This is a genomic window from Pseudoduganella danionis (genome assembly GCF_009720775.1).
In the GTDB taxonomy this organism is placed as follows: domain Bacteria; phylum Pseudomonadota; class Gammaproteobacteria; order Burkholderiales; family Burkholderiaceae_D; genus Rugamonas; species Rugamonas danionis.
This window is the reverse complement of record NZ_WNKW01000001.1, coordinates 66,018-91,733: the sequence shown is the minus strand read 5'-3', so window position 1 is coordinate 91,733 and position 25,716 is coordinate 66,018. Positions and strand designations below refer to the sequence as shown.

Annotated in this window: 25 protein-coding genes and 1 tRNA gene; 16 read left to right on the top strand and 10 right to left on the bottom strand. The window is 60.9% G+C overall.

What is annotated here, in order from left to right; translation table 11 throughout:
• The first annotated feature begins 69 nt into the window (after positions 1–69).
• Positions 70–327: a hypothetical protein gene (locus GM655_RS00455; RefSeq protein WP_155432692.1), complete on the top strand. Its 258-nt coding sequence runs from the start codon at positions 70–72 to the stop codon at positions 325–327.
• A gap of 65 nt (positions 328–392) precedes the next feature.
• Complete coding sequence (gene gloA, locus GM655_RS00450) at positions 393–800, top strand: lactoylglutathione lyase (RefSeq protein ID WP_155432691.1); 408 nt, start codon at positions 393–395, stop codon at positions 798–800.
• A 100-nt stretch (positions 801–900) separates the two neighbouring features.
• Here the strand turns inward: gloA and GM655_RS00445 are convergent, their stop codons facing one another.
• From GM655_RS00445 to GM655_RS00430, 4 genes are all read right to left on the bottom strand, one after another.
• Positions 901–2,229 carry a TolC family outer membrane protein gene (locus tag GM655_RS00445; RefSeq protein WP_155432690.1) on the bottom strand — a complete coding sequence of 443 codons (1,329 nt, stop codon included), beginning with the start codon at positions 2,227–2,229 and terminating at the stop codon, positions 901–903.
• A 68-nt stretch (positions 2,230–2,297) separates the two neighbouring features.
• On the bottom strand, positions 2,298–2,621 hold the full coding sequence (locus GM655_RS00440; protein WP_155432689.1) for a rhodanese-like domain-containing protein: 324 nt from the start codon (positions 2,619–2,621) through the stop codon (positions 2,298–2,300).
• Between the two features lie 17 nt (positions 2,622–2,638).
• Positions 2,639–3,292, bottom strand: a complete 654-nt coding sequence (locus GM655_RS00435; RefSeq protein ID WP_155432688.1) for a protein-L-isoaspartate O-methyltransferase family protein — start codon at positions 3,290–3,292, stop codon at positions 2,639–2,641.
• Positions 3,293–3,461: 169 nt separating this feature from the next.
• Positions 3,462–4,106, bottom strand: coding sequence for a TetR/AcrR family transcriptional regulator (locus GM655_RS00430; RefSeq protein ID WP_155432687.1), 645 nt, complete (start codon positions 4,104–4,106; stop codon positions 3,462–3,464).
• Positions 4,107–4,452: 346 nt separating this feature from the next.
• On the opposite strand from GM655_RS00430, the gene GM655_RS00425 reads away from it, so the two are divergent.
• From GM655_RS00425 to GM655_RS00385, 9 genes are all read left to right on the top strand, one after another.
• Complete coding sequence (locus GM655_RS00425; protein ID WP_155432686.1) at positions 4,453–4,629, top strand: hypothetical protein; 177 nt, start codon at positions 4,453–4,455, stop codon at positions 4,627–4,629.
• Positions 4,630–4,692: 63 nt separating this feature from the next.
• Positions 4,693–5,706 (top strand): M14 family zinc carboxypeptidase, encoded by a 1,014-nt coding sequence (locus GM655_RS00420; RefSeq protein WP_155432685.1) that lies wholly within the window; start codon positions 4,693–4,695, stop codon positions 5,704–5,706.
• Entirely contained in the window at positions 5,706–6,470 is a 765-nt protein-coding gene (locus GM655_RS00415) for an alpha/beta fold hydrolase (RefSeq protein ID WP_155432684.1), read from the top strand. Before GM655_RS00420 ends, GM655_RS00415 begins: the two co-directional genes overlap by 1 nt.
• Before the next feature lie 56 nt (positions 6,471–6,526).
• Positions 6,527–6,814, top strand: coding sequence for a YkgJ family cysteine cluster protein (locus GM655_RS00410; RefSeq protein WP_155432683.1), 288 nt, complete (start codon positions 6,527–6,529; stop codon positions 6,812–6,814).
• A 210-nt stretch (positions 6,815–7,024) separates the two neighbouring features.
• Positions 7,025–7,927: a LysR substrate-binding domain-containing protein gene (locus GM655_RS00405; protein WP_155432682.1), complete on the top strand. Its 903-nt coding sequence runs from the start codon at positions 7,025–7,027 to the stop codon at positions 7,925–7,927.
• 108 nt (positions 7,928–8,035) lie between these two features.
• Positions 8,036–8,872 (top strand): undecaprenyl-diphosphate phosphatase, encoded by an 837-nt coding sequence (locus GM655_RS00400; protein ID WP_155432681.1) that lies wholly within the window; start codon positions 8,036–8,038, stop codon positions 8,870–8,872.
• A 28-nt stretch (positions 8,873–8,900) separates the two neighbouring features.
• Positions 8,901–10,724: a DNA helicase RecQ gene (gene recQ, locus GM655_RS00395; protein ID WP_155432680.1), complete on the top strand. Its 1,824-nt coding sequence runs from the start codon at positions 8,901–8,903 to the stop codon at positions 10,722–10,724.
• Positions 10,725–10,809: 85 nt separating this feature from the next.
• Complete coding sequence (locus tag GM655_RS00390; protein WP_155432679.1) at positions 10,810–12,594, top strand: amidohydrolase; 1,785 nt, start codon at positions 10,810–10,812, stop codon at positions 12,592–12,594.
• A gap of 54 nt (positions 12,595–12,648) precedes the next feature.
• Positions 12,649–13,158: a hypothetical protein gene (locus GM655_RS00385; protein WP_155432678.1), complete on the top strand. Its 510-nt coding sequence runs from the start codon at positions 12,649–12,651 to the stop codon at positions 13,156–13,158.
• Positions 13,159–13,219: 61 nt separating this feature from the next.
• Here GM655_RS00385 and trmB read toward each other — a convergent pair whose 3' ends face one another.
• Positions 13,220–13,900, bottom strand: a complete 681-nt coding sequence (trmB, locus tag GM655_RS00380; protein WP_155434037.1) for a tRNA (guanosine(46)-N7)-methyltransferase TrmB — start codon at positions 13,898–13,900, stop codon at positions 13,220–13,222.
• A gap of 209 nt (positions 13,901–14,109) precedes the next feature.
• Between trmB and GM655_RS00375 the strand changes: the two genes are divergently transcribed.
• The 3 genes from GM655_RS00375 to GM655_RS00365 all read left to right on the top strand — a co-directional run bounded on the left by GM655_RS00375 (position 14,110) and on the right by GM655_RS00365 (position 17,916).
• Entirely contained in the window at positions 14,110–15,438 is a 1,329-nt protein-coding gene (locus GM655_RS00375) for a GH1 family beta-glucosidase (protein WP_155432677.1), read from the top strand.
• A gap of 102 nt (positions 15,439–15,540) precedes the next feature.
• The gene (locus GM655_RS00370) at positions 15,541–16,893 is read left to right on the top strand and encodes an MFS transporter (RefSeq protein WP_229632320.1); all 1,353 of its coding nucleotides are present in this window, start codon (positions 15,541–15,543) and stop codon (positions 16,891–16,893) included.
• Positions 16,894–17,052: 159 nt separating this feature from the next.
• Positions 17,053–17,916 carry an alpha/beta hydrolase gene (locus tag GM655_RS00365; protein WP_155432676.1) on the top strand — a complete coding sequence of 288 codons (864 nt, stop codon included), beginning with the start codon at positions 17,053–17,055 and terminating at the stop codon, positions 17,914–17,916.
• 88 nt (positions 17,917–18,004) lie between these two features.
• Here GM655_RS00365 and GM655_RS00360 read toward each other — a convergent pair whose 3' ends face one another.
• Together GM655_RS00360 and GM655_RS00355 are read right to left on the bottom strand one after the other, a co-directional pair.
• Positions 18,005–18,472 carry a helix-turn-helix domain-containing protein gene (locus GM655_RS00360; protein WP_155432675.1) on the bottom strand — a complete coding sequence of 156 codons (468 nt, stop codon included), beginning with the start codon at positions 18,470–18,472 and terminating at the stop codon, positions 18,005–18,007.
• Positions 18,473–18,699: 227 nt separating this feature from the next.
• On the bottom strand, positions 18,700–19,191 hold the full coding sequence (locus tag GM655_RS00355; protein ID WP_155432674.1) for a GNAT family N-acetyltransferase: 492 nt from the start codon (positions 19,189–19,191) through the stop codon (positions 18,700–18,702).
• Between the two features lie 107 nt (positions 19,192–19,298).
• Here GM655_RS00355 and GM655_RS00350 point away from each other — a divergent pair, with 107 nt between their 5' ends.
• Positions 19,299–20,219 carry a LysR family transcriptional regulator gene (locus GM655_RS00350; RefSeq protein WP_155432673.1) on the top strand — a complete coding sequence of 307 codons (921 nt, stop codon included), beginning with the start codon at positions 19,299–19,301 and terminating at the stop codon, positions 20,217–20,219.
• A gap of 102 nt (positions 20,220–20,321) precedes the next feature.
• Here the strand turns inward: GM655_RS00350 and GM655_RS00345 are convergent, their stop codons facing one another.
• The gene (locus GM655_RS00345; RefSeq protein WP_155432672.1) at positions 20,322–22,736 is read right to left on the bottom strand and encodes a TonB-dependent receptor; all 2,415 of its coding nucleotides are present in this window, start codon (positions 22,734–22,736) and stop codon (positions 20,322–20,324) included.
• 241 nt (positions 22,737–22,977) lie between these two features.
• Here GM655_RS00345 and GM655_RS00340 point away from each other — a divergent pair, with 241 nt between their 5' ends.
• On the top strand, positions 22,978–24,564 hold the full coding sequence (locus GM655_RS00340) for a tryptophan halogenase family protein (protein WP_155432671.1): 1,587 nt from the start codon (positions 22,978–22,980) through the stop codon (positions 24,562–24,564).
• Positions 24,565–24,587: 23 nt separating this feature from the next.
• Here GM655_RS00340 and GM655_RS00335 read toward each other — a convergent pair.
• Both GM655_RS00335 and GM655_RS00330 read right to left on the bottom strand, forming a co-directional pair.
• Positions 24,588–24,661 (bottom strand) — tRNA-Gly (locus tag GM655_RS00335).
• A gap of 77 nt (positions 24,662–24,738) precedes the next feature.
• A complete protein-coding gene (locus GM655_RS00330) occupies positions 24,739–25,665 on the bottom strand; it encodes a Gfo/Idh/MocA family protein (protein WP_155432670.1) in 927 nt (308 codons plus the stop codon).
• Positions 25,666–25,716: the final 51 nt, after the last annotated feature.

Below are 25,716 nucleotides of genomic sequence, written 5' to 3'. Positions count from 1 at the left end.
ATTCAATCTAGCGACAGTGTGGCGATTTGCCGCCTACCATGATTCCTCCCTATCGGTACGGAGGCCATCATGCACGACACCAAGATCAATACCCGCGCCAAGCGGCGCAACGACGGGGTGCAGCGCTTGCCGCATGAACGCGACGAATCGCCCGAAAGCGAACTCACACCGAACCGCAGCGTGATACGGCAGGCTGCCAGTGATGTGGAAGAGGGACTGGTCGATACCGACCGGCACAACCAGCCCGGCGCAGAAACCACCCGCGCCACGGGCGGCAAGCCCCCTTCGGGACAGGCCCGGCCCCAGCCCGGCACCAAACGCGACTAAGCTCGGCAGGCTGGCGCCAAAACGCATAGAATTCTGTCTTTCCCGCTCCTACACGAAAGACCATTATGCGTATTCTGCACACCATGCTGCGCGTCGGCGACCTGCAGCGTTCGATCGCCTTCTATACCAATGTACTCGGCATGAAACTGCTGCGCACCAGCGACAATCCCGAATACCAGTACACGCTGGCCTTCCTCGGCTACGGCTCGAACCCCGACCACGCCGAACTGGAACTGACCTATAACTATGGCGTCAGCAGCTACGAGCTGGGCACGGCCTACGGCCACATCGCCATTTCCGCCGACGACATCTACCGCGCCTGCGAGGCTGTCAAAGCCAATGGCGGCACGGTCACGCGCGAACCGGGCCCGGTCAAAGGCGGCAGCACCGTGATCGCCTTCGTGACCGATCCGGACGGCTACAAGATCGAGCTGATCGAACGCAGCTTCGACGGCGCCGGCGCCGGCCTGTAAGCGCTAGCAGCAAACAAAAAGCCGCCCCACGGGGCGGCTTTTCATGGCTGGCCGGCTCAGGCCAGCTCAGCTCAGCTCAGTGCATGGCCCAAGCGGCCTGTCAGTGCACCAGCATGGCGTTGACCGCAGCCAGATCCTCTTCCTTGAGCGAACCCGCTGCCGACTTCAGGCGCAGACCGTTGACGATGGTGTCGTAACGGGCTTTGGACAGATCTTTCTGGGTCGAGTACAGCAGCTTCTGCGCATTCAGCACGTCGATATTGATACGCACGCCGACCTGATAACCGAGCTTGTTCGATTCCAGCGAAGACTTGCTCGACACTTCAGCCGCTTCCAACGCTTTCACCTGCGCCAGACCGCTGTTCATGCCCAGATAGGCAGCACGGGCGCCCTGTGCGGCAGCACGCTTGGTGGCTTCCAGATCGTTGCGCGCCTTGTCTTCCAGTGCAATGGTTTCACGCACTTTGCTGGTGACGGCAAAGCCGCTGAAGATAGGCACGCTCCAGCTCACGCCGATGGCGTTGTTGTTGATGGTCTGGCCGGCCGTCTGGTTCTGGTGCGAGGAGCTGGCCACCAGATTCAGCGTCGGCATATGGCTGGCGCGGTTGCGCGAGATTTCGCGCTTGGCGATTTCCACGTTCAGATTGGCCGCGACCACGCCGTAGTTCTGGGTTTCAGCCGAGCTGACCCATGGCTCCATGGCCGCTGGCGACGGCGGCGTAATCGTCACGCCGGTACGCAGCGGTGCCAGATCGCCCGGCATCTGGCCGATGATGACCTGCAGCGCAGCACGCTTGTTATCGAGATCGTTGATGGCCGCATATTCGGCTGCCACCACCAGATCGTAGGCGGCCTGCGCTTCGTGGGTATCGGTAATGGTCTGGGTACCCACTTCGAAGTTGCGCTTGGCCGATGCCAGCTGCTCCGTGGTCGCCACTTTCTGCGCGCGGGTCGAAGTCAGATTGTCCTGCGCCGTTAGCACATCGAAATAGGCCTGTGCCACGCGGGTAATCAGATCCTGCTGGGCCTGAGCGAAAGCCGCTTCGGCGGTTGCCGTGGCCAGCTTGCTCTGCTGGTAACTTTCCCAGTTAGCCCAGTTGAACAGCGGCTGGGTCAGCGACACCGTATAGGCATTGCTGTGGTAGTCGGTATCGTTCTTGGTGCGGATGCCCAGAATATTCGGTGCGGTGATATCGCCGCTATTGCGCAGATTGCTGCCGCTGGCCGAGATGCTGGGCAGCAGACCGGCGCGCCCCTGAATGATGCGTTCCTGACCGGCGCTCAGCGACGAACGGGCGCCTGCATAAGTGGCGTCGTTGGCCAGCGCCTGCTGGTAGATCTGGATCAGGTCAGCCGCCTGTGCCTCGGTCGTAATGTTCAGCGTCAACAGGGCGCTGGTGATCAGCACGGCGATAAGGGGTTTCTGCATTGCTTTCTCCACGGGAGTCATCAAAAAAAGACGGCCTTCCACACCAGGGCTGACGCCGCGCCAGCACCTCAGTATTTAGCCATCGTGCTATCGACCTGCAGTGCCCACGCATGGACACCGCCAGTCAGGTTGTACAGCTTGCCAAATCCATGATGCTCGAGATAGGCGGCCACCTGCAGGCTGCGCGCACCGTGATGGCAGATGCAGACGATGGCTGCATCTTCATCGAGATCATCGATACGGGCCGGGATGGTGTGCATGGGAATGAGCTGAGCCCCGGCAATATGACAGGTCTCGAATTCCCACGGCTCACGCACGTCCAGCAGGACCGGGTCGGGCCGGCCGCTATCAGCCAGCCAGTCCGCCAGTTCCAGAGCACTCAGATGCTGCATTGACGACTCCGCTCCGCTCAGAACGTGAACTTCGACGGCACCACGGCCGAGGCCAGTGGTTTTACGTCGGTTTCGAACAGGGTGCGGGTGTCGTAACCAGCTTCACCGGTGCGGGTGATCAGCTGTGCCTTCATCGCTGGCGATGCGCCGATGATGACGACCAGACGGCCACCAATACTCAGTTGTTGCAACAGGGCCGGTGGCAGTTCCGGCAGCGAGCCCGACACCACGATCACGTCAAACGGGGCGCCGCTGCTCCAGCCCTGGGCCGCATTGCCCAGTTCTACCGTTACATTGGTCACGCCGTTGTCGGCCAGATTCTTTTCTGCCAGCGCTTTCAGCTCTGGCGATACTTCTACCGACGTCACATGGCGGGCTTTGTGCGCCAGCAGCGCCGCCATATAGCCCGAACCGGCGCCGATTTCCAGCACGCTTTCATGCTTTTTCAGGTTCAGATCCTGCAGCAGACGCGCTTCGATCTTGGGCGCCAGCATGTAAGCACCACCCGGCAGCGGCAATTCCACATCAGCAAAAGCCAGCGCTTTATGGGCTTCCGGCACGAAATTCTCACGTTTCACCACCTGCAGCAGGTCCAGCACGTCCGCGGCGAGGACGTCCCATGGACGGATTTGCTGTTCGATCATATTGAAGCGGGCTTGTTCGATATTCATCTTTTGACTCGGGTCTGGATTAAACAAACCGTCATTTTATCGTTGAACTGGCATCGAGGCACATATTAACGACATGACGGGGTTTACGCGGGAAATTGCGACAGTCTGCAGTTTAAGGGGGTTGAACCTACCAAAATGGCAAGTTTGATGCACGCCGGGCCGCCCCGCCTCATGCCGGCCGCACTTCCAGACCACGCAGGCTGACCTCGGTAAAGGTCGCCATGAAGGCATCCGGATCGATGGGCGGCATGCCGCAATCGGGCATGTAGGCGTGGGTCCACATCATCAGCATCAGCACGGGCGCCACCAGCACAGGCGTCATCACCAGCGGGTCGACCGGATGGAATTCGCCGCGTTCGATGCCGCGCACCAGCACGCTGGCGATCAGCCGGTTACCGCGTGCTACCACTTCTTCGTTGTAAAACTGCGCCAGTTCGGGGAAGTGATTGCCCTCCGACAGCATCAGTTTGGTAATGCCAGCCAGCGGCGTCGCACAGATCTGGTGCCACCATTTAAACAGGATGGCGCGCAGCAGCGCGCCGCTGGGGCCGTCGTGCTGGGCCGCTTCGAGCTCGGCTTCACCGATCGGGTGGACGATGTTTTCCCGCACCACGGCTTTGAACAGTTCTTCCTTGTTGGCGAAATACAGGTACAGCGTGCCCTTGGACACGCCGGCGCTTTTCGCCACATCTTCCAGCCGCGTGCCGGCATAGCCGCGTTCGACGAACTGGTTCAGCGCAGCGGCCAGCAATTCCTGCGGCCGCGCATCTTTGCGCCGCTCCCAGCGAGGCTTGGTTTCTTGAGACGCTAGCATGGAGGCTCTTGATTTAACTAACTTTTTTAGGCTGCCGATTAACTTACTTGTTAGTCATTAATATAATCGCAAGCTTTGCCAGCGTCAAGTTGCAGCGTGGCCGGAATCGGCTCCCGCCCCCCCCGTCCAGTCTGGCGACAATGCTGTGTGTGCCGGTACTGGGCTACCACGGCATGCGTGCTGGCGGCCCCTCTACCAGCACGCATTGAACAAACGGGCGTGTAAATAAGGCAAATTGAATATATTTGAAATAAATTCGATTTATTTGCGATATTTGATCAAATCTGTATAATGCGAAGCATCGGCAGCCATTTCTGGCCGCCTCACCCCGTCTAGCGAGGTCAACATGTCCATACAGCCCGAGATGTCGCGCGAACAGTTAGCCCAACTGCGCGCCCTGCGCAGCAAGGAAACCCTGCACGATGCGCTGGAGCGCGCCCGCAAAGCGTCCTATGCCGCCACGGTACTGGCCGCACGCGACCGCGCACGTCAGGAGGCCATCCGGCGCATGCACACGCGGTAAATCGCCGCATCAGCGCAGGGCAACTGGGCTACACTAGCGACACTATTCATCGTGTAGGCCGCCATGCCCCGCAAGAATCTGCCCGAGCTGATCACCCTCAAGCGCCTGATCGACGAAGGCGCGGCGCACCTGCAGGTAAGCACGCCCTGCAGCATCGCCATGGATGGACGCGATTTTCCCGTCTACACGGTGGCGCTCGGTAATCCCGATCCGCAAGTGCCGGCACTCGGCTTCTTTGGCGGCATCCACGGGCTGGAACGCATAGGCACGCAGATCGTGCTGGCGTTTCTCGAAAGCCTGCTGGCGCGCCTGCGCTGGGACCACACGCTGCATCAGCAGCTTTCCTGCTTACGACTGGTCTTCATGCCGCTGGTGAATCCGGGCGGCATGTGGCAAGCCACGCGCTGCAATCCGCAAGGCGTGGACCTGATGCGCAATGCCCCCGTCAGCGCCAGCGACCGCGTGCCCTTCCTGCTGGGCGGGCAGCGCTATAGCCGCCACCTGCCGTGGTATCGCGGTGCGGCCGACGCGCCGATGGAAGCGGAAAGCCGCGCCGTATGCGATTTCGTCACGCGCGAACTGCTGTCGCGCCAGTTCAGCCTGGCGCTCGATTGCCATTCGGGTTTCGGCCTGCGCGACCGCATCTGGTTCCCGCACGCCCACACCAGCACACCGATACCCCATCTGGCCGATATCGCCGCGCTGGAACAACTGTTCAGCGCCAGCTACCCCAACCACAACTATGTGTTCGAGCCGCAAAGCCGGCAGTACCGCACCCATGGTGATCTGTGGGACTATCTATACCTGAACGGCACGGACAGCGGCGAGCGCGTGTTCCTGCCGCTGACACTGGAAATGGGATCGTGGCTGTGGGTGAAGAAGAATCCGCGCCAGCTATTTGACCGCATCGCCATGTTCAACCCTACTGCACGGCACCGCCAGCAGCGTGTGCTGCGGCGCCACCTGACGTGGTTCGATTTCCTCATGCGCGCCACCATCAGCCACCAGTCCTGGCTACCGTCCGGCATGGCGCGCAAGGTGCAGCACAAGCGCGCGCTGACCCAGTGGTACGCCTGATGGAGCGCTGGATACTGCTGCGCGGGCTGGTGCGCGAGCAGCGCCACTGGGGCAGCTTTCCCGCCCTGCTGGCCGCAGCGCTGCCGGACGCCCGTTTGTACACTCCCGACCTGCCCGGCAACGGCAGCCGCTACCGCGAAACCAGTCCGGCCAGCGTGCGCCAGATGGTGGAAGCCTGTCGCCTGCAATTACAACAGGCCGGGGTGGCGCCGCCCTACTCGCTGCTGGCCCTGTCGCTGGGCGGCATGGTGGCACTCACGTGGGCCGACCTGTATCCGCAGGAATTGCGCCGCTGTGTGCTGGTCAATACCAGCATGCGGCCCTACAGCCCGTTCTACCAGCGCCTGCGCTGGCAGAACTACGGCGCCATCGTCCGCCAGTTGCTATCAGGCGGACGGCAGGCACAGGAACAGCTAATCCTGCGCCTGACCAGCCGCAGCGGCGACGCGCCCGGGCGTGCCGCGCTAGTACAACAGTGGCTGGGCTATCAGCAGGAATACCCCGTCGCACGCCGCAATGCCTTGCGCCAGTTATGGGCCGCAGCCCGCTTTCGCGCTCCGGCCCGGCGGCCAGCGTTGCCCGTGCTGCTGATCGCCAGCGCGGGCGACCAGCTAGTGGATCATCGCTGCACGCTGGAACTGGCGCGTGCATGGCAAACATCTGCACGGCTGCACCCGACAGCGGGCCATGACCTGCCGCTCGATGCCGGCGCCTGGCTGGCGCAGCAGATCGCCGACTGGGTGGCCGCTAGCAAAGCGGCGTAAAATACCGCCCCTATGAAAAGCCATCAGCCAACGCGGCCTGTTGCCGCCTGCCAGCCATGAACTGCCGCGACCGTTGCGGCGCGTGCTGCATCGCGCCGTCCATCACCAGCCCCATCCCCGGTATGCCGGATGGCAAGCCGGCCGGCGTGCCCTGCATCCAGCTAGACGCCGACTACCGCTGCCGCATCTTCGGCCAGCCGGAGCGGCCAGCCTTCTGCGCCGGCCTGCAGCCGGCCGCCGATATGTGCGGCGACACGCGCGAGCAGGCCATGCTCTGGATTACCACGCTCGAACATGCCACCCGGCCGCAGGCTAGCGGCAAGCCAGCAGGGCAAACAGCCTGAACAACTCGGCACGGAAACGGCCGGCCCAGCGGTAGTCCGGCCGTGCTTTGCAGATGGCGGAATGGGTACAAGTAGTAGCTAAAGTCATGATGTTCCCCTCAAGAAAAACTTGTGTATGGAAATACGCGAACTGATGGGATATATTCTGCTCGTGCGATTCAGCACGATCAAACGAGTTATTTTCTCCGCATACACAAGAAAAACTTATCCATGAGCAAACCACTGCGCTCCCTGTCCGGCCTGCTGGATTTTGATTGTGCCGCGCGCTGGGGCAGTTTCAAACTGGCTGCGCAGGAGCTGCACAAAACTCCTGCCGCCGTCAGCCTGCAGATCCGCCAGCTCGAGGAAGCACTGGGCTTCGAGCTGTTCGTGCGCCATCCGCGCCAGATCACCCTGACGGAAAAAGGGCAGGAGCTGGCCGCCACCGTGCGCCGTACCTTGAGCGAACTGCATAGCAAGGTGGCCTCGCTGCAGGGCGGCGACGAGGAAAAAATCCTGCGCCTGTCGACCACCCACTCGCTCGCCATCAAATGGCTGGTACCGCGCATCGCCCGGTTTACCCAGCGCTATCCGGAAATCGATATCCGCATCGATTCCAGCGACCGCATCGCCAATATGGAGGATGGCAGTACCGATATCGCGCTGCGTACCTACGTCGAATCGCCGGGCGAGCACGCGCTGCTGTTCCGCGACCGGCTGGTGGCCGTCTACAGCCCCAGCCTGCTGCACCCGGGCGCCAGCGAGATCACACTGGCAGATCTCGAGCACTATCCGCTGCTGCACGAATTCACTACCGACACCTGGATCGCCCTGCTGCGCCAGAACCATGTGCTGCACGGACGCTACAATTTTGCGCGCAGCTTTACCAACTTCGCCGTGATGGTGCAATCCGCACTGGCCGGGCAGGGCGTGGCGCTGGTGTCCTATGCCATCGCGTGCGAGGACCTGCGCAACGGCGCGCTGAAAATGATCACTTGCGACAATACGCCCTACCAGCGCGGCTACTACATCATCGTTGCCCCCGACAAGAAAGGCATGAGCAAAATCCGCCATTTCTGCGACTGGCTGCACGCCGAAGTGGCGGACATGCAGACCATCTGCCCCGATAATTAATTTACATTACGCTTGCGCCAGATTCGGGTCGCAGGGGTTTGGGCATGGTAAGCTTCGACCCCGGCATTGCTAGCCTGCCGTTCTACACTTACTCACTATTTCTACCTCATGGATATCGTTCTCGCACTCAAAGCCCTGATCATGGGTCTGGTTGAAGGTTTTACGGAATTTCTGCCGATTTCTTCCACGGGTCATTTGATCCTGACCGAGCATTTGCTGGGTTTCCAGGGCATGGAAGAAAAAATGAAAGTGTTCGAGATCGTGATCCAGGCCGGCGCCATTTTCGCCGTTTGCTGGGAATACCGTGCCCGCATCGCCGCCGTACTGACGGGCCTCGGTGACCGCAAGCAGCAGCGCTTCGCCATCAATGTGCTGATCGCCTTCCTGCCGGCCGCCGTACTCGGTGTGCTGTTCAGCAAAGCCATCAAGGCGTCGCTGTTCGCGCCCGTGCCGGTCGCGCTGGCCTTCATCATCGGTGGTCTGGTCATTCTGTGGGTAGAAAAACGCGAACGCGATAATCCGGCCATGGTGCGCATCCATTCGGTCGATGACATGACGCCGATGGACGCCATCAAGATCGGCATCGCTCAGGCCTTCGCCCTGATTCCGGGCACCAGCCGTTCCGGCGCTACCATCATGGGCAGCATGCTGTTCGGCCTGTCGCGCAAAGTGGCGACCGAATTCTCCTTCTTCCTCGCCATCCCTACGCTGCTGGGCGCAACCGTGTATTCGCTGTACAAGGAACGTGCGCTATTGTCGGCCGCCGACCTGCCGCTGTTCTCGATCGGCACCGTAGCCGCCTTCATCTCGGCCTTCCTGTGCGTGCGCTGGCTGCTGCGCTACATCAGCACCCATACCTTCACCGCTTTCGCGTGGTACCGCATCGCTTTCGGCCTGCTGGTACTGGTCACCGGCTATACCGGCATGGTGGTGTGGGCGGACTAAACCCAAGCAGCAAAACCTTTCTGTCTCAATGAATCAAGCGCAATACCAGCAACAAGCTCTGCACCTGCTGCAAACCGTGTTCGGCTATCCGGCCTTCCGCGGCCAGCAGGAGGACATCGTCGGCCATGTCTCGGCCGGCGGCGATGCGCTGGTACTGATGCCTACCGGCGGCGGCAAGTCGCTGTGCTACCAGATCCCTGCACTGGTGCGCGATGGCGTGGGCGTGGTGATCTCACCGCTGATCGCGCTGATGCAGGATCAGGTGGACGCGCTGGCCGAGGTGGGCGTGCGCGCCGCCTTCCTGAATTCCACCCAGACCTACGAAGAAGCCAGCCGCATAGAACGGCTGGTACGCACGGGCCAGCTCGATCTGGTCTATGTGGCGCCGGAGCGGCTGATGACGGAGCGCTGCCTGAACCTGTTCCAGGATTCCAAGATCGCCCTGTTCGCCATCGACGAAGCGCACTGCGTCTCGCAATGGGGCCATGACTTCCGGCCCGAGTACATCCGCCTGTCGGTGCTGCACGAGCAGTTCCCCGATGTGCCGCGCATCGCCCTGACGGCAACGGCCGATCCGCAGACCCGCGCCGAAATCGTCCACCGCCTGCAGCTGGACGATGCCATGCAGTTCGTCTCGTCCTTCGACCGGCCGAACATCCGCTACCAGATCGTCGAGAAAACCAATGGCCGCAAGCAGCTACTCGATTTCATCACCAGCGAGCATGGCGGCGATTGCGGCATCGTCTACTGCCTGTCGCGCAAAAAGGTAGAAGAGACGGCCGAATTCCTCAACGAGAACGGCGTGCGCGCCATGGCCTATCACGCCGGCATGGAACACGCCAAACGGGCCGCCAATCAGGCCCGCTTCCTGCGCGAAGAAAACATCGTGATGTGCGCCACCATCGCCTTCGGCATGGGCATAGACAAGCCCGATGTGCGCTTTGTCTGCCACCTCGATCTGCCCAAGAGTATCGAAGGCTATTATCAGGAAACCGGACGGGCCGGCCGCGACGGCGCACCAGCCAGCGCATGGATGGCCTACGGCCTGCAGGACGTGGTGCTGCAGCGGCGCATGATCGACGAATCGGAAGCTGACGAGACCTTCAAGCGCGTGCTGGGCACCAAGCTCGATGCCATGCTGGGCCTGTGCGAAACCCTGAGCTGCCGGCGCGTGCGCCTGCTCGACTATTTCGGCGAAAAGGCCGGCCCTTGCGGCAATTGCGATACCTGTTTGATTCCGCCCGTCTCGTTCGACGGCACGGTGCCGGTGCAGAAGCTGCTGTCGGCCATCTACCGCGTCGACCAGCGCTTTGCCGCCGGCCATGTGATCGAAGTGCTGCGCGGGATGGAGACTGAACGCATCAAGACCTGGCACCACGACTCGCTGTCCGTGTACGGCATAGGCGCCGACCGCAGCGAGCAGGAATGGCGCGCCATATTGCGGCAGGTGATAGCACTCGGTCTGGTCACGGTCGACCACGAACAATACAGCTCGCTCAAGCTCACCGATGCGGCCCGCCCCGTACTCAAGGGCGGACAGAAAGTGCAACTGCGCCAGTATCAGAAACCCGTCAAGCAGAAGAGCTCCAGCCGCAGCAGCAAAGGCTATGTGGAGAGCGACCTGTCGCCGCGCGAGCAGGCCATCTTCGACAAGCTGCGCTGGTGGCGCGTGGAGACGGCGCGCGCGCACGACGTGGCGGCCTACATCATCTTCAACGACGCCACTCTGCGCGAGATTGCCAAAGCCCGCCCTACCACGCTGGCTGAAATGCGCGGCATCTCCGGTGTGGGCGAGAAAAAGCTGGCTTCCTACGGCGATGAAATCGTCGCCATCATCCGCGAGATGGAATAACGGAATAATCGGATCAGACCGCGCTTCCAAGGTATCATGCAGCATCAGGCGACCATCGTCGCCATGCCCTAATGGAGCCGGTCTGATGATCAAATTCAGTCTTAGCGCAGCACTCGCACTTTGCTTTTCCACTTACGCACAGGCCGCGCCCGCGCCGGCCGACACCATCTACCGCAACGGCTACGTCTACACGGTAGACGCCAAAGATAGCGTACAGCAGGCGCTGGCCGTACGCGCCGGCCGTATCGTATATGTAGGCGACGATGCCGGTGCCCAGGCGCTGGCCGGCAAGCAGACCCGCGTGATCGATCTGCAGGGCCGCATGCTGATGCCGGGCCTGATCGATGGCCATATGCACCCGCAATCGGGTGGCAGCCGTCTGCTCAACTGCAGCCTCGATTACGAAAATCTGACCGTGCCGCAGTTTCAGGCGCGCATACAGGCCTGTCTGGACAAGGACAAGAAATCCGACAGCAAGCGCTGGCTGGTCGTGGTCAACTGGTTCCAGCAAGGCATGCTGCCCGAAGGCGTGGAAACCAGCGCCGCCACGCTAGACGCGCTGAAGACCGAGCGCCCCATCATCGTGCGCTCCTCGTTCGGCCATTCCTCACAACTCAACTCCAGAGGCATAGCACTGGCCGGCATCAAGGCCGATACGCCGGATCCGGCCGGTGGCAAAATCGTGCGCGACGCACAAGGCAAGGCCACCGGCCTGCTGGAAGACGCCGCACAGGATGCGGCCATGAATCTGCTGCCAGCGCTGACCGTGGCCGAGAATCTGGCGGCTTCCAAGGCCGCGCTGGCGGCCATGCGCAAGCAGGGCATCACCACCTTCCTCGATGCCTACACTGATCCGGAAACCATGACCGCCTTCAGCACGCTGCAGAAACAGGGCAAGCTGACGGCGCGTGGCCACTTCGCCGTGCTGATCGATCTGGACAAAGGCGCCACGCCGAAAAGCGCGGTGGCCGAGCTGCTCAAGCAGCAGAAACAGTTCGATCAGGGGCCTACCCGCGTGGCACCGTCCATGCAGGTGCGCCACGCCAAGCTGTTCATGGACGGCGTGATCTCGGCACCGGCTTTCACGGGCGCCATGCTGGAACCGTATCTGGTCAATCAGGGCACGGCCCAGCAGCCTAACTGGCAACCGGGCCCGCACAATGGTCCGGCCAACTACTTCTCGCCAGAAGCACTGACGGCCACGCTGAACGAGCTGGCTGCGGCCCGCATCGATCCGCACGTTCACGTCGATGGCGACCGTGCCGTGCGTGCCACGCTCGATGCCATCGCCGCGCTGCGCGCCACGCCGGCCGGTGCGCTGGTACGTCCGGCACTGGCGCATGATGAAATCGTCGCGCCGGCCGACTACGCCCGCTTCGCCCAGCTCGATGTCACGCCTGTGCTGTCACTGCAATGGGGCAAACCGGCGCCCGACACGGTGGGCGCGCTGAAGGACTATATGGGCCCGCAGCGCTATGCCATCGTCGAACCGCAATCGCTGCTGCTCGATGCCGGCGCACGCATCGCCTATGGCAGCGACTGGCCGGTGGATCCGCTCGATATCTGGTTTGCGCTGAAAGTGGGCGTCACCCGCACGGCGGCACCGGACGCGGGCAAGGAATACGCCGGCACACTGGGGCCGCAGCCGGGCATGCCGCGCGCCGCCGTGCTGCGCGCTGCCACCATCAATGCCGCCTACACCTTGCGGCAGGAAGCGCTGACCGGCTCGCTGGAAGTGGGCAAGCTGGCCGACATGATCGTACTGGACCGGAACTTCTTCCGCATCGAAGCAGAAGATATCGCCAACATCCGCGTGCTGCAGACCATGGTAGGCGGCAAAATCGTGTATCAGGCCGACGGCATGCACTGATACGCACTGCTGCGTATGGGTTAAGATGTCGGCCTTTAGTTGAATGGCATAGTCATGGAAATCGCTCTCACCCTGCTGGTCGTCGCTGCTGCCGCTTTCGCCATACGCACGATCATCAAGACCAATCCGGCCCAGCCCATGGTGCTGCCGCCCATGCCGACCACGCCGTATGAGCCCAAGCTGCCGGCCGGACCGGCTGCGCTGCACTGGTCCGATGATGGCCGCTATCTGGTGGAAGTGATGACGGAATCGCGCTACCAGCCCACCCTGAAAGAGCTGGCGGGCGAGCATGGCGATCAGGCAGCGGCCGTGCCCTATCTGGCCACGCTGGTACCCGATGATGTGAACCCGTATGAAAGTGCGGCGGTAGCGGTATTTGTGGCCGGCCGCATGGTGGGCTATCTGTCGCCCAAGGCGGCCGTGACTTTCCGCGAACATCTGAAACGCAAAGAGGCCGAAGGCCAGAGCACCACCTGCGATGCGCAGGTGCGTGGTGGCGGCAAGTGGCAGAATGGCCGCCTGGCCTATGTGGTGGTGCTGGATATGGAGCCGCTGGAGCGCTAGCTGCGGCCAGCCGGACGCACCGTCCGGTCACCAGCCCGTCCGGCGCTGCGGCCGGTCCGACTTACTTCTTGGTGAATACCAGATCCCACACGCCGTGGCCCAGCTTGAGGCCGCGGTTTTCGAACTTGGTCAGCGGACGGTAGGCCGGTTGCGGCGCATAGCCGTCGGCGGTATTCTGCAGGCCCTGTTCCGCGCCCAGCACTTCCAGCATCTGTACCGCGTAGTCTTCCCAGTCGGTAGCGCAGTGCAGGTAGCCGCCCACTTCCAGCTTCTTCACCAGCAGTTCCACGAATGGACCCTGTATCAGGCGGCGCTTGTTATGGCGCGCCTTGTGCCACGGGTCGGGGAAGAAGATGTGCACGCCATGCAGCGAGCCATCGGGAATCATCTGGTTCAGCACTTCTACCGCATCGTGCTGAATCGCTTTCAGATTCGTCAGGCCCTGCTCGCCGATCAGCTTGAGCAGGCTGCCCACGCCCGGCGTATGCACTTCCACGCCGATGAAGTCTTTCTCCGGCATGGCCGCAGCGATGTGCGCGGTGGTGCCGCCCATGCCGAAGCCGATCTCCAACACTACCGGCGCCTTGCGGCCGAAAGCCTGCGCATAGTCGAGCGGCGCCTTGCTGTATTCGATCAGGAACTGCGGTCCCAGTTCTTCCAGCGCACGCGCCTGCGCCGTCGACAGACGACCGGCACGGGTCACGAAGCTGCGGATGCGGTGTTCGGTCGGGTCGTACAGCATAGGCCGCGCTGGGCCGTCTTTTGGAGTTTCGGAAGACATGGGATAAACAGACAGAAATTCAATGAGGCCGCATTATATCAGGCTGTTTTCAGCAAATGATTGACACCCCGATTGAGTTCGGGTTTAATCGCATCAGGAGACATGAAAACGTTTTCAAAACGTTGGAATAGACCGTACGCACCCTTGTTCACCCACAAAACGGCACAAAAATGACCGAGTTCACCAAATTTCCGCCCACTTTCCTCTGGGGCGTTGCCACCAGTGCCTTCCAGATCGAAGGCGGGGCCAGCGCCGACGGCAAAGGCCCGTCCATCTGGGATACCTTCAGCCACCGCAGCGGCACCATCATCGACGGCAGCAATGGCGATATCGCCTGCGACCACTACCACCGCTACCCTGAAGACGTGGCCATCATGGCGGGGCTGGGCGTGGACGCCTACCGCTTCTCGATGGCCTGGTCGCGCGTGCAGCCGGCCGGCAAAGGGGACTGGAACGAAGCCGGTTTCGCCTTCTACGACAAGCTGCTGAAGCAGCTGGAGCAGCACGGCATCAGTGCCCACATCACGCTCTACCACTGGGATCTGCCGCAAGGCCTGCAGGATGAAGGCGGCTGGCTCAATCGCGCAACGGCGTATCGGTTCGCCGATTATGCCGCCGAAGTAGCGCGTCGTTTTGGCGATCGCGTGAAAACGATTTCAACCCATAATGAACCGTGGTGCACGGCCAATCTGGGTTACGGCAATGCCCAGTTCGCACCGGGCGTGGCCGACCTCAAGCAGTCGATCCAGGTGTCGCACCACCTGCTGCTGTCGCACGGGCTGGCCATCCAGGCCATGCGTGCCGTCGGCAGCAGCGCCCAGCTAGGCATCGTGCTCAATCAATGGACGGCCGATCCTGCCACCGATAGCGCGGCCGACAAAGCCATGGCCGAATTCGAATATGCGCGTTCCGTGCAATGGTTTATGGACCCCATCTTCAAAGGCCGCTATCCGGCGCTGGCCTTGCAGGGCCATGGCGCCAATGCACCGGACGTGCATCCGGAGGACTTCAAGGATATCCAGCAGAAGATCGACTTCCTCGGCGTGAACTACTACTTCCGCGCCTACTGCAGCGCCGAAACGCCGCCGCGCCAGCCCGAGTGCAAACTGGGCAAGACCGACATGGGCTGGGAAATCTATCCGGACGGCCTGACCGAGCTGCTGCTCAAGCTGAAGGCCGAATACGATCTGCCGCCCATCTACATCACCGAAAACGGCATGGCCAGCCCGGATCGCATCGTCAACGGCGAAGTGGCCGATACGGCCCGCATCGATTTCGTCGAGCGCCACCTCAAGGCACTCAAGGACGCCATGCAGCAAGGCGTGAACGTGCAGGGCTATTTCCTCTGGAGCCTGCTCGATAACTTCGAATGGAACTCCGGCTACGCCAAGCGCTTCGGCATCGTCCATGTCGATTACGCCACCCAGCAGCGTACGCTCAAGCACAGCGCCCACTGGTACCGCGAGTATCTGAAACAGCAGCGCTCCAGCAATGCCTGATTCAGCCCATTAGCACCACGCCGGCTTGCGAGCCGGCGTTTTCCATTCAACAGGCCGCAGAGTCTGTGCTATATATCTGACCAGTTTCCTGAGGACGACACCATGCCCACTGCTCCATCCACCCTGCCGCACGCCGCCGAGGCGCAGCAGCCCCCTTCCCTGCTGCGCGCCATGTTCACGCGCGGCACGCCCATGCTGTGGGTGCCGAGCGGCTACTTCACCATGGCCCTGACCTACATGATGCTCACCAGCGTCACCTCCATCATGTTCAAGAACCTCGGCATGGATAACGGTCAGGCCGCGCAGTACGCCAGCTACCTGATACTGGCCTACACCATCAAGCCCCTGTTCGCGCCGTTCGTGGAAATGTACCGTACCAAGAAGTTCTTCGTGCTGTGCAGCCAGCTCATCATCGCGGCTGGTTTTGCCGGCGTGGCGCTGGCCATGGCACTGCCCGACTACATGGCCATCATGGTGTTCCTGTTCGGCGTGCTGTCGCTGGTCGGCGCTACCCAGGACATCGCTTCCGACGGCGTGTATGTGACTTCGCTCGACGCCCCCACCCAGTCACTGTTCTGCGGCATCCAGAGCCTGAGCTGGAACATCGGCCCCATCGTCGCTTCGGGCGGCATGGTCTACCTGAGCGGCTGGCTGCACACCCAATACTTCCACCATGCGGCCGGCAGCTTCGGCGCCGAATGGATAGATGCATGGCGCATCATCTTCTTCCTCGTCGCTGCCATCATCGTGGTGGCTGCGCTGTGGCATGCACGCGTGATGCCCGATGGTGCCAAGGCAGAAAACGCGCCCACCTCGGTCGCGCAGGCGGCCTTTCTGCTCAAGGATTCCTTCGTCACCTTCTTCCAGAAGCGCGATGTCTGGCTGATGATAGGTTTCGCCTTCCTGTTCCGTCTCAGCATAGGCCTGCTGGAAAAGATTGGCCCCTTCTTCATGGTTGATCCGGTGGCGCAAGGCGGGCTGGGGCTGTCGAATGAAATGCTGGGCCTGATCTATGGTACTTATGGCCTGATCGCCGTGCTGGTGGGCTCGCTGCTGGGCGGCCTGTTTGTCGCCAAGCGCGGCTTGAAGGCCACCCTGTTCGTGCTGTGCTGCGCCGTCAACATCCCCAACGTCACCTTCCTGCTGATGAGCATCTGGCAGCCGCAAAATCTGGTGGTGATCTGCGCCGGTGTGGCGATCGAAAAATTCTTCTTCGGCTTCGGCTCCGTGGGCTTCATGATCTACCTGATGCAACAACTGGCACCGGGCAAATACACCACCACCCACTACGCTTTCGGCACAGGTCTGATGGGCTTGTGCATGATGGTCACGGGCGTGGTCAGCGGCCATTTGCAGCAAGCGCTCGGCTATGTGCACTACTTCTGGCTGGTGATGGCCGCCACCATCCCGTCTTTCCTGATCACCTGGTACGCGCCGTTCCACCAGAAGAGCTAAGTCTCTTCAAGACGGACAAGGCAGCCGCTGGCTGCCTTTTTTTTGGGGCGCGCGCTATGCAAGTGAGATTGTGTGGATTTCCAAGATTGCCAATATGTTACTATTCGCCGCCGCGGCCAAGTTCGGCCTGGAGCCAGTCTTTAAATTGAGGAACCATGCATGCGTGTCAGGGCTGCAGCCGTATTGATTGAAACAGTTGGCAGACACGGTTCGCATCAGCTCATTGCTATGGTGCTCATGGCGGCCACGCTCTTGGTCGGATCGTCGGCCTGCGCAGACGAGCTGGTCAAACTCAATTCGCGACCGGGCGTCAGCCTGTCCATGCTGATCTGGAAGCCTCTCCGTTCTAAGCCGGAAGCCGTTGTCCTGCTGATCCCGGGCGGCGATGGCGACATCGGCCTGAGACTACAAAACGGCCGGGCAAAAGCCACAGACCCCTATCTGTTCTCAAAAAAGCGGCAAGCGCTATTGCAGCGAAAGGTCGCGGTCGCAGTCATAGACCGGCCTTCGGATCAGGACAATATGACGCAGGAATTCCGCACTTCGTCACAACATCTGGCGGATATGCAGGCGGTGGTACAGGAGCTCCAGCGCCGCTACCCGGGTGCTCGTCTCGTGCTGATGGCACATAGCCGAGGCACTGTCTCTGCTGGCCAGATTTTGCAGCACCTGGGGGACAAATTCAGCGCGGCTGTCCTTGTTTCTGGCTTGTATCGCGCTTCCGAGCCGGGCGCTCCAGCCGCAGCGGCCGGCCCCGGCCTGTCGCAGCTGGATTGGGCCCAGCTCAAAGTCCCGGTACTGCTGGTTCATCACAGCAAAGACTCCTGCCCGCTCGCCCCCTTCGCCGCCGCTGTCTCGACACAGGTCCCCATGGTAGAGCTTAGGGGCGCAGCCGATGCCCATAGCGTCTCGGGCTGTGGCAATCCCGCCTCCAACCACTGGCTTGCGGGAAAAGAAAACGCGGCAGGCCGGGAAGTCTTTAACTGGCTATCCGGAACAGCGTGGAAGCCTGTCGTGCAGTGAGTACCGTACCGCGTTCCCCCAATTGCGGACTCAACCATATTCTCCCAAAGCCTGACGCGATTTGGTCAGGCTATTCTGCCTTGCACAGTCAGGTTACGGCGGTGCCCGGCGAGTCATACCAGATACCGTTCTGGTCACCCAGCCAGGTCAAGTAGGTGAACAGATAGGCATTCACGAGCATAATGAGGCCGCCAACCAGCGAGGCCTGGTTAATCAGGCCAAGCAGACAGAACAGGAATCCGCTGATGTGGGAAATGATAGTGATCCGGCGTGAGGTAGCACGCGCGATATGAATATCGAGGAAGTTCAGGGAAAACATGCACTTGAGCCAAAGCGGCAGTTTTTTCCAATTTTCAGAATGTTTATCCATCACGAATTTCTCCTGTTCCAAGGTTGAGATATCAACTTCGAGCGCAGCAGCCAGACACTTTAGAGACTCGACGCTGGCCTTGTGACCACTTTCTATCCGCTGGATGGTGCGTACGTTCAGGCCCGACATCTGGGCCAGTTGCTCCTGGGACAGGCGATGGCTAAGCCGTAATTGCTTCAGTATCATTCGTGTGCTCCATTGCTCGAGAAACTAGAGTTTCGACGTAAATTCGTGCTGTCGGTGACGAAAACGGCCCGACAGTGACACGACAGCATAGCAAATCAGCATTTTTTGAAGAGAGCGGCGCACTTGGGCGCATAACTTTGCATGCTGTAATTAGCCAGTAGCCGCCACTCGAACTACGAGTTACCGGGCCCCCGGATGCCTAAAAATTTCAGACTGCCGGCTAATCATCAAAGTTTCATCACCATTTCATGCCATGCCATACCGCCATGATCGGACGATGAGGGCCTGACGTATTGGTAGCCGAAGTGCTCGTAGAGATCTACGTGCCGGTCCTTACACATCAGGTGGATAGTCTGTTTTCCCATGCCCCGCATCTGTTCGACAAAAGTTTGCATCAGCATCGACGAGTAGCCTTTGCCCTGATGGGCCGGGTCCAGCACGACCGACATAATCACGACATTCGGCGCCATTGCATCGTGGCCTATCAGCTCTTTGAACTCTTCATCAGACATGACGACCTCGATAGCACAGCCGCTGTTGATGAAGCCGATAATTTCGCCGTCCAGCTCCATGACCAAAAATCCCTCTGGATACTGAGCAATACGGGTAGCGATCTTTTCTCGTGTAGCGGCTTCGTCACCTTCGTATGCCGTGGACTCGATGTGATAGCAGCGCGAGGTATCCCCGGGCTGAGCCTGGCGGAAAATAGGTGTAATCATTGGGCAGTTCCCTCAGGTGGCCGCGAGCTGCGGCATTAGATGAGACTGCATAGTACAGACAATGTAGAATGCACGTACTGCATTGTTTTCAGAACAGGATGCACATCATGCACGATGCTTTACGCCGGATTGATCTCAATCTGCTACCGGTTTTTGATGCGCTTTACCGTCACCGTAGCGTCGCGGCAGCGGCTGATGAACTGGCTATGAGTCCGTCCGCGTGCAGCCATGCCCTATCCCGCTTACGGAGTGCGCTCGCCGATGAGCTGTTTGTTCGCTATGGTGCGGCCATGCAACCAACTGCACAAGCTGAGCAACTAGCGCCCAGCATCAGCGACGCTCTGCATCTGCTGTCTGATCGACTCGCCCATTCTGTCCCTTTTCTACCGGCAGAAAGCCAGCAAACCTTCACTTTCGCCGCATCGGACTTTACCGCTTTTACGCTCCTGCCGGAGCTCGTTTCCGCAATTGAAAACGAAGCGCCGCATATCCGGTTTAAGGTGGTGCAAACAACCCACCGTGATGCGATGGACGATCTGGCAGCAGGACGCGCACAATTTGTGCTCGGATTCTCGGATGAATACAGCAAACCGTACGATGGCATTGCAACCATCGCGAGCCAACCCGAAAAGTACGCTGTAGCACGAAGCGCGCGGCACAGCCGGATTACAGATACCCTCACCCTTGAGCAATACCTGAGCGAGCGTCATGTTGCTGTCGTCCCCTGGTCCGATGACGGAAGTGTGATTGACGCGTCACTAGCACGTCTGGGTTTGCGCCGTGACGTCGCGATTGAGCTGCCGACGATGATGGCGGCACCCTATATCGTTGCCGGATCCGATTTCCTGGCAACGCTGCCAGCGCGCGTCATAGGGCAATTACAAGGGGCCGTGCCACTCATAGCACATCCGGTACCGTTCCAGACGCCCGAATTCACGCTTAAGCTATTGTTCCATTCAAGGCACGCTCGTTTGCCCGGGCATCTATGGGTGCGCGAGCGGATAGCCAGTATTTTCGGCCACCACTGACTCGCGGAAGGTCTGTATCTCACTGAGGTCTGTGGCCTGATCCGGCCATAAAAAAACCCCCGCCTTTGCAGCACGGGGGTGTCGAGTGGGAGAAGTACTACTTTAGAAAGTCTTGCCGACGTTGATGCCGAAGGTGCGCGGCGGCAGATATTGCGCCTGCCAAGGACCGTTGGCGTTCATGGCGCTGGTCTTGATCTTGGCATCTTCTACGTTACGCACATAGGCATCGAAGTACCAACTCGAATGGGCGTCATAGCGCAGACCCAGATCCGTGCGGGTGTACGATTTCTGCTTGTCCGGCTCACCCAGATTGAACACGCTCAGCCAGCTAGCGGTTTCGTAGTGGGCGCTGATGCGCGGCGTCAGCGTGCCATCGGCCAGCGCGATACGGTGCTGGTACATCACCTGCGCCGCAAACTTCGGCGAGTGCGGCATGGTATTGCCCGTCACGTCGAGGCAGGTGCTGATGCCGGGTACCGGGCAAGCCGGTAGTGTATAGTCGTTACTACCGCCGATCAGGTGCTTGAGGGTGGCGTTGGTGTAGGCCGCCGTCAGTTGGATACGGTCATCCGGCGTGATCTTGGCCGCGATCTCCGTTTCCAGACCCCAGACTTTGGCGCCTTCCGCATTGCTGGTCGCCAGACCGCGCGTACCATCGGGATTGGTGACCGGTGCGCTGAACTGGAAGCCTTTGAACTTCTCGTAGTAGGCCGAGTTATTCATGCGTACTGCACCGCCGAGGAAGGTGCTCTTGGAGCCGATCTCGTAGTTGGTCAGCGTCTCGGAACCGTATGGTTTGCCGCCATCCTGCAGACCGCCCGACTTGTAGCCGGTCGATACGCTGGCGTAAATCATATTGTTCTTGTCGATGTCGTAGCCCACGCGCACCAGACCGGTCAGCTTGTGATCACTGAAGCTGCCGTCATTCCGCTGATAAGTCGAGAAGCCCGAGCCGGGCGCCAGCGGATTCATCGAAGGATTCACCGGCACTTGCGGCGCCGTCAGATCGCTCCAGCCATTGTTGGTACCGCCGATGTTCTTGCGCTCGTCCGAGGTATAGCGCAGGCCGCCCGTAACATGCAGCGCATCGCTGGCATTCCACGTGGCCTGACCGAACACGGCTTTGGAATCCACGGTTTCTTTCGGCTGGATGAAGGAACCCTGCCAGCCCACGGTGCCATGCTCGGTACCGTTCATGATAGGAATGTCGAAGCGGATACCGTTGTCTTCGTTGGCGTAGTACAGACCCAGCAGCCAGTCCACATCGCGCTTGCCGGTCGACTGGATTTCCACTTCGTGGCTGTAGTTCTTGTACTTGGACCAGACCGTGTTATTGGCCTGGAAGTTGCCGCCCGTGGTGAAGCTGGTCGGGATATTGGCGCCGCCGTCCTGATCGAAGGTCGAGGAACCGTTGAAGCGCGAATAGCCGGCGATGTAGGCGAGGCTGATGTCCTTGTTGATGTTGTAATCGATGCGGCTGCGTACCGAATGCGAATCACGGTTGACGCTAGGCGCCGTATCAATCAGCGCGGACCAGAAGTCCTGACCGGCGCGCGGCGTTTGCATCAGGTTCATGCTCGGCGTACCGCGATCCATATAGTGTTCGTAGGCGATGTTCCATTTCAGGTCGGCCGATGGCTGCCACAATACGCTCAGGCGGGCAGCGCTCTGATCCTGTGCGCTGTACTTGGGCGCATTGCTGACGAACTGATTCGGGTTGATAGGCTGGAAGCCGATAGGATTACCAGGATTGGCCTTGTTCCATGCCGCGATGACAGGGTCGGCTGCCGCGTGCTGGGCTGCCAGCGGCACATTCGGCGCGCGCTGATAGCTCACATAACCGTCGTGCTGCTCGTGTACCACAGCCACGCGCATGGCCAGCGTATCGCTGATCGGAATGTTGACGGCACCACGCGCACCAAGGCGGCCGTAGTTGCCGTAGCCAGCTTCAAAGTTGCCGGCCTTGCTGCCGATTTCCGGCTTCACGGTCTGCATGTTGACGGCGCCGACAGTGGAGTTACGGCCCCACAGCGTGCCTTGCGGGCCGCGCAGCACTTCGATCGCTTCCAGATCGAACAGCAGCGCAGTCGCGCCTTCCGGCCGTGGCGAGTACACGCCATCGACGAAGGTGGCTACTTCAGGGTCGGCGTACTCGGTCTTGGCGCTATCGTTACCGATACCGCGCAGCGTCATGGTGATCACACCATGGTCGCCCTGGCCGGTGGCAGCGAAGCCCGGCACCAGATTCACCACATCCTGCAGGGTCTGCACGTGGTTGTCATCGAGTGCGGCGGCATTGATGGCGGTCACGGCGACCGGAGTTTTCTGCAGCGAAGTGGAACGCTTGGTCGCAGTGACATACACCTCGGTGATGGCCGTGCTGTTCTTGTCAGCGACAGCCTGCTCGGCAGCCGGTACATCGGCAGCAGCATGGGCGGAGCCAGCCATCAGGGCGAGGATGGCCAACTGGATCGGGGACGACAGGCGCTTCCCGGTGCGCGGTACGTGGACGTTCATAAGTCTCCTTAGTCGTAGCAAACGCTACGGGGGCGTCGCTACATTTATCGTAAATTACGATCTCATGTTGTATGAAAACGTTTTCAAACTCGATGAAACCGTTTTCGGTCTTTGTGAAATCGTTTTCATGGTACATAATTCAAATCGCAGATGTCAAACGAAAAATATTCGAAGCGTTGTTTCCGCGACATGGCCACCGCCGCCGCCCCGGAAATCACGCTCACTACGGAGACCGACCAGCATGTCCATCAGCAGCCCTGCAGCAGCGGCACACAGTGTCGCCCCCCGCCCTGTCAAACAGGTCCTCATCGTCGGCGGCGGCAGTGCCGGCTGGCTCACCGCCGCTTTTCTGGCGCGCACGCTGGGCACGGGTGCCGATGAGCAGAGCGTGCGCATCACCGTGGTGGAATCGCCCGACATCGGCATCATCGGCGTGGGCGAAGGCAGCTTCCCTTCCATCCGCGGCACGCTGGCCGCCATCGGCATAGACGAAGCGCGCTTCGTGCGCGAGTGCGATGCCACCTTCAAGCAGGGCATACGTTTCAACGACTGGGTGCGCACACCTGGCAGCGCCGGCAACGATCACTACTTCCATCCGTTCAGCCTGCCCAGCCAGCGCCCCGGCGGACCGGAGCTGCTGCCCTACTGGCTGCAAGGCATGGCGCCTGCAGGTAAAGGCTTTGCGGCCGCCGCCACCATGCAGAAAACTGTCGCCGATGCCTGCCACGCACCCAAGCGCGCCAGCGATGCCGACTTCATGGGACCGCTCAACTACGCCTACCATTTCGATGCCGGCAAATTCGCCGCCCTGCTGGCCACCCATGCCCGCTCGCTCGGCGTGCAGCACATCGCGGCCACGGTGGAACAGGTCGAACTGGGCGCCGAGGGTGCCATTGCTGCCGTCCATACGCCGCAGGCAGGCCGCCTGACGGCCGACCTGTACGTCGACTGCACGGGCTTCCGCGCCAGCCTGATAGGCGCCGCCATGGGCTCAGAATTCCACAGTCTGAGCGATACGCTGTTTGTCGACCGTGCACTGGCCATGCAGGTGCCCTACGATCGCCCTGACGCGCCCATCCCTTCCTACACCATCTCCAGCGCGCACGAAGCTGGCTGGAGCTGGGATATCGGCCTGCAGCAGCGGCGCGGTATAGGCTATGTGTATTCGAGCCGGCATACTGATGCGGCACGCGCCGAACAAGTCCTGCGCGACTACATCGGCCCCGCCAGCCAAGGGCTGGAACCGCGCCAGCTCACGCTCAACCTCGGCTATCGCAAGCAGCACTGGGTCCACAACTGCGTGGCCGTCGGCCTGTCGGGCGGATTTATCGAACCGCTGGAAGCATCCGGCATCGGCCTGATCGAAACGGCGGCCTATCTGCTCGGCTATCTGTTCCCCCATGATGGCGAACTGGCCGCCGCAGCGCGGCTGTACAACGAGATGATGACCGCGCGCTACGAGCGCATCGCCGATTTCGTCAAGCTGCACTACTGCCTTACCCAGCGCAAGGACAGCCAGTTCTGGATCGAGAACACGGATCCGGCCAGCATCAGTGCCGCCCTGCGCGACAAGCTGGCCATGTGGCGCACACGCGCGCCGCACCGCATGGACTTCGTGGTCGATTACGAGATGTATCCGCCCTCGAGCTGGCAGTATGTGCTGTACGGGATGGAGTATCCGACCGCGCTGTATGCCAATGCCCGTACGCTCAGCCGCGCCCATGAAGCACGCGAAGAATTCCGCATGATAGAACAGGTAGCGCAGCACGCGCTGGCCGATCTGCCCACGCACCGCGCGCTGATCGAACACATGCTAAGCAAGAAATAAGGGAGGCAAAAACAGGAAGGTTGTGGAGCGGGTGAAGGGAATCGAACCCTCGTATGAAGCTTGGGAAGCTGCCGTTCTACCATTGAACTACACCCGCGTAGCCGTTATTTTACGCGGGTTCTGGCGCTGCTGACAACCTAGCCTACCTGAGCGCCTCCCCGTGCGGCCGGAATTTCAGTCGAAGAAGGCCTCGACTTCCTTGCGCCGCCCCAGCATGAAGGCATCGGCCACGTGGCGCAGCGGTGCCAGATCGACCTCGCAGCGGCCGCCCCTGACCAGCTCGGCGAAGCGCTGGTACAGCGACGGATACTCTGCCTCTTTCGCCAGCGCCTGCTCGACGCCGTTGAGCCACAGGCGTGCACCGCCGTCACTGAGGCGGACTTCACCGCCGCCAGTCTGCAGCACGATATCCCAGCTTTGCTTGCCGGTCTGGCGCCAGTCGAACTGGGCGTGCACCGGCATGCCGTCCGCGCTCTGGAAATGCAGCTCGGCCGCGATCGGCGCATCGCGGTTGGCAGGGAATTCCAGCGTGGCGCGGTTGAGGAAGATCCCGGCCGGCAGTATCTCGGTAACGATGGACAGCGCATTGATGCCCGGATCGAACACGCCCAGCCCGCCCGCCTGCCAGATCCATTCCTGATTCGGATGCCACTGGCGCACATCTTCCTTCCAGATCACTTCCATTGCAGTAGGCGCGTGGGTGGCGAGGTAAGCCTTGGCTGGCTGTACGGCCGGCGCAAAGCGCGAATGCCAGCTAGTGAACAGTGTCACGCCCTTGGCGGCAGCCAGCGCTTCCAGATCGGCCACTTCGGACAGCGTAGCGCCGGGCGGCTTTTCCAGAAACACATGCTTGCCCGCCGCCAGCGCGACTTGCGCGGCCTGATAGCGATACTGCGGCGGCATGCACAGCGACACGGCCTCGATTTCCGGCACGGCCGCCAGCATCGCTTCGATCGACGCAAAGCCGGGCAAGCCAGCCACCGTGTTATGGCGGCTGGCCGATGCCACTAGCTGATAGTCGGGATTTGCCGCAATCGCGGGCAGGTGCTGGTCGTGGACGATCTTGCCGACGCCGACGATCGCAAGTTTTATTGCTGACATCTTCAGTCTTTCGTTAAACAGGTAATTGTGCGCCACCATGCTACGACGAAG

What these genes read in the sequence shown, in the direction of transcription:
- GM655_RS00455 (WP_155432692.1), top strand. Translation starts at nt 70, where the DNA reads ATGCACGACACCAAGATCAATACCCGCGCCAAGCGGCGCAACGACGGG.
- gloA (WP_155432691.1), top strand. Translation starts at nt 393, where the DNA reads ATGCGTATTCTGCACACCATGCTGCGCGTCGGCGACCTGCAGCGTTCG.
- GM655_RS00445 (WP_155432690.1), bottom strand. Translation starts at nt 2,229, where the DNA reads ATGCAGAAACCCCTTATCGCCGTGCTGATCACCAGCGCCCTGTTGACG.
- GM655_RS00440 (WP_155432689.1), bottom strand. Translation starts at nt 2,621, where the DNA reads ATGCAGCATCTGAGTGCTCTGGAACTGGCGGACTGGCTGGCTGATAGC.
- GM655_RS00435 (WP_155432688.1), bottom strand. Translation starts at nt 3,292, where the DNA reads ATGAATATCGAACAAGCCCGCTTCAATATGATCGAACAGCAAATCCGT.
- GM655_RS00430 (WP_155432687.1), bottom strand. Translation starts at nt 4,106, where the DNA reads ATGCTAGCGTCTCAAGAAACCAAGCCTCGCTGGGAGCGGCGCAAAGAT.
- GM655_RS00425 (WP_155432686.1), top strand. Translation starts at nt 4,453, where the DNA reads ATGTCCATACAGCCCGAGATGTCGCGCGAACAGTTAGCCCAACTGCGC.
- GM655_RS00420 (WP_155432685.1), top strand. Translation starts at nt 4,693, where the DNA reads ATGCCCCGCAAGAATCTGCCCGAGCTGATCACCCTCAAGCGCCTGATC.
- GM655_RS00415 (WP_155432684.1), top strand. Translation starts at nt 5,706, where the DNA reads ATGGAGCGCTGGATACTGCTGCGCGGGCTGGTGCGCGAGCAGCGCCAC.
- GM655_RS00410 (WP_155432683.1), top strand. Translation starts at nt 6,527, where the DNA reads ATGAACTGCCGCGACCGTTGCGGCGCGTGCTGCATCGCGCCGTCCATC.
- GM655_RS00405 (WP_155432682.1), top strand. Translation starts at nt 7,025, where the DNA reads ATGAGCAAACCACTGCGCTCCCTGTCCGGCCTGCTGGATTTTGATTGT.
- GM655_RS00400 (WP_155432681.1), top strand. Translation starts at nt 8,036, where the DNA reads ATGGATATCGTTCTCGCACTCAAAGCCCTGATCATGGGTCTGGTTGAA.
- recQ (WP_155432680.1), top strand. Translation starts at nt 8,901, where the DNA reads ATGAATCAAGCGCAATACCAGCAACAAGCTCTGCACCTGCTGCAAACC.
- GM655_RS00390 (WP_155432679.1), top strand. Translation starts at nt 10,810, where the DNA reads ATGATCAAATTCAGTCTTAGCGCAGCACTCGCACTTTGCTTTTCCACT.
- GM655_RS00385 (WP_155432678.1), top strand. Translation starts at nt 12,649, where the DNA reads ATGGAAATCGCTCTCACCCTGCTGGTCGTCGCTGCTGCCGCTTTCGCC.
- trmB (WP_155434037.1), bottom strand. Translation starts at nt 13,900, where the DNA reads ATGCTGTACGACCCGACCGAACACCGCATCCGCAGCTTCGTGACCCGT.
- GM655_RS00375 (WP_155432677.1), top strand. Translation starts at nt 14,110, where the DNA reads ATGACCGAGTTCACCAAATTTCCGCCCACTTTCCTCTGGGGCGTTGCC.
- GM655_RS00370 (WP_229632320.1), top strand. Translation starts at nt 15,541, where the DNA reads ATGCCCACTGCTCCATCCACCCTGCCGCACGCCGCCGAGGCGCAGCAG.
- GM655_RS00365 (WP_155432676.1), top strand. Translation starts at nt 17,053, where the DNA reads ATGCGTGTCAGGGCTGCAGCCGTATTGATTGAAACAGTTGGCAGACAC.
- GM655_RS00360 (WP_155432675.1), bottom strand. Translation starts at nt 18,472, where the DNA reads ATGATACTGAAGCAATTACGGCTTAGCCATCGCCTGTCCCAGGAGCAA.
- GM655_RS00355 (WP_155432674.1), bottom strand. Translation starts at nt 19,191, where the DNA reads ATGATTACACCTATTTTCCGCCAGGCTCAGCCCGGGGATACCTCGCGC.
- GM655_RS00350 (WP_155432673.1), top strand. Translation starts at nt 19,299, where the DNA reads ATGCACGATGCTTTACGCCGGATTGATCTCAATCTGCTACCGGTTTTT.
- GM655_RS00345 (WP_155432672.1), bottom strand. Translation starts at nt 22,736, where the DNA reads ATGAACGTCCACGTACCGCGCACCGGGAAGCGCCTGTCGTCCCCGATC.
- GM655_RS00340 (WP_155432671.1), top strand. Translation starts at nt 22,978, where the DNA reads ATGTCCATCAGCAGCCCTGCAGCAGCGGCACACAGTGTCGCCCCCCGC.
- GM655_RS00330 (WP_155432670.1), bottom strand. Translation starts at nt 25,665, where the DNA reads ATGTCAGCAATAAAACTTGCGATCGTCGGCGTCGGCAAGATCGTCCAC.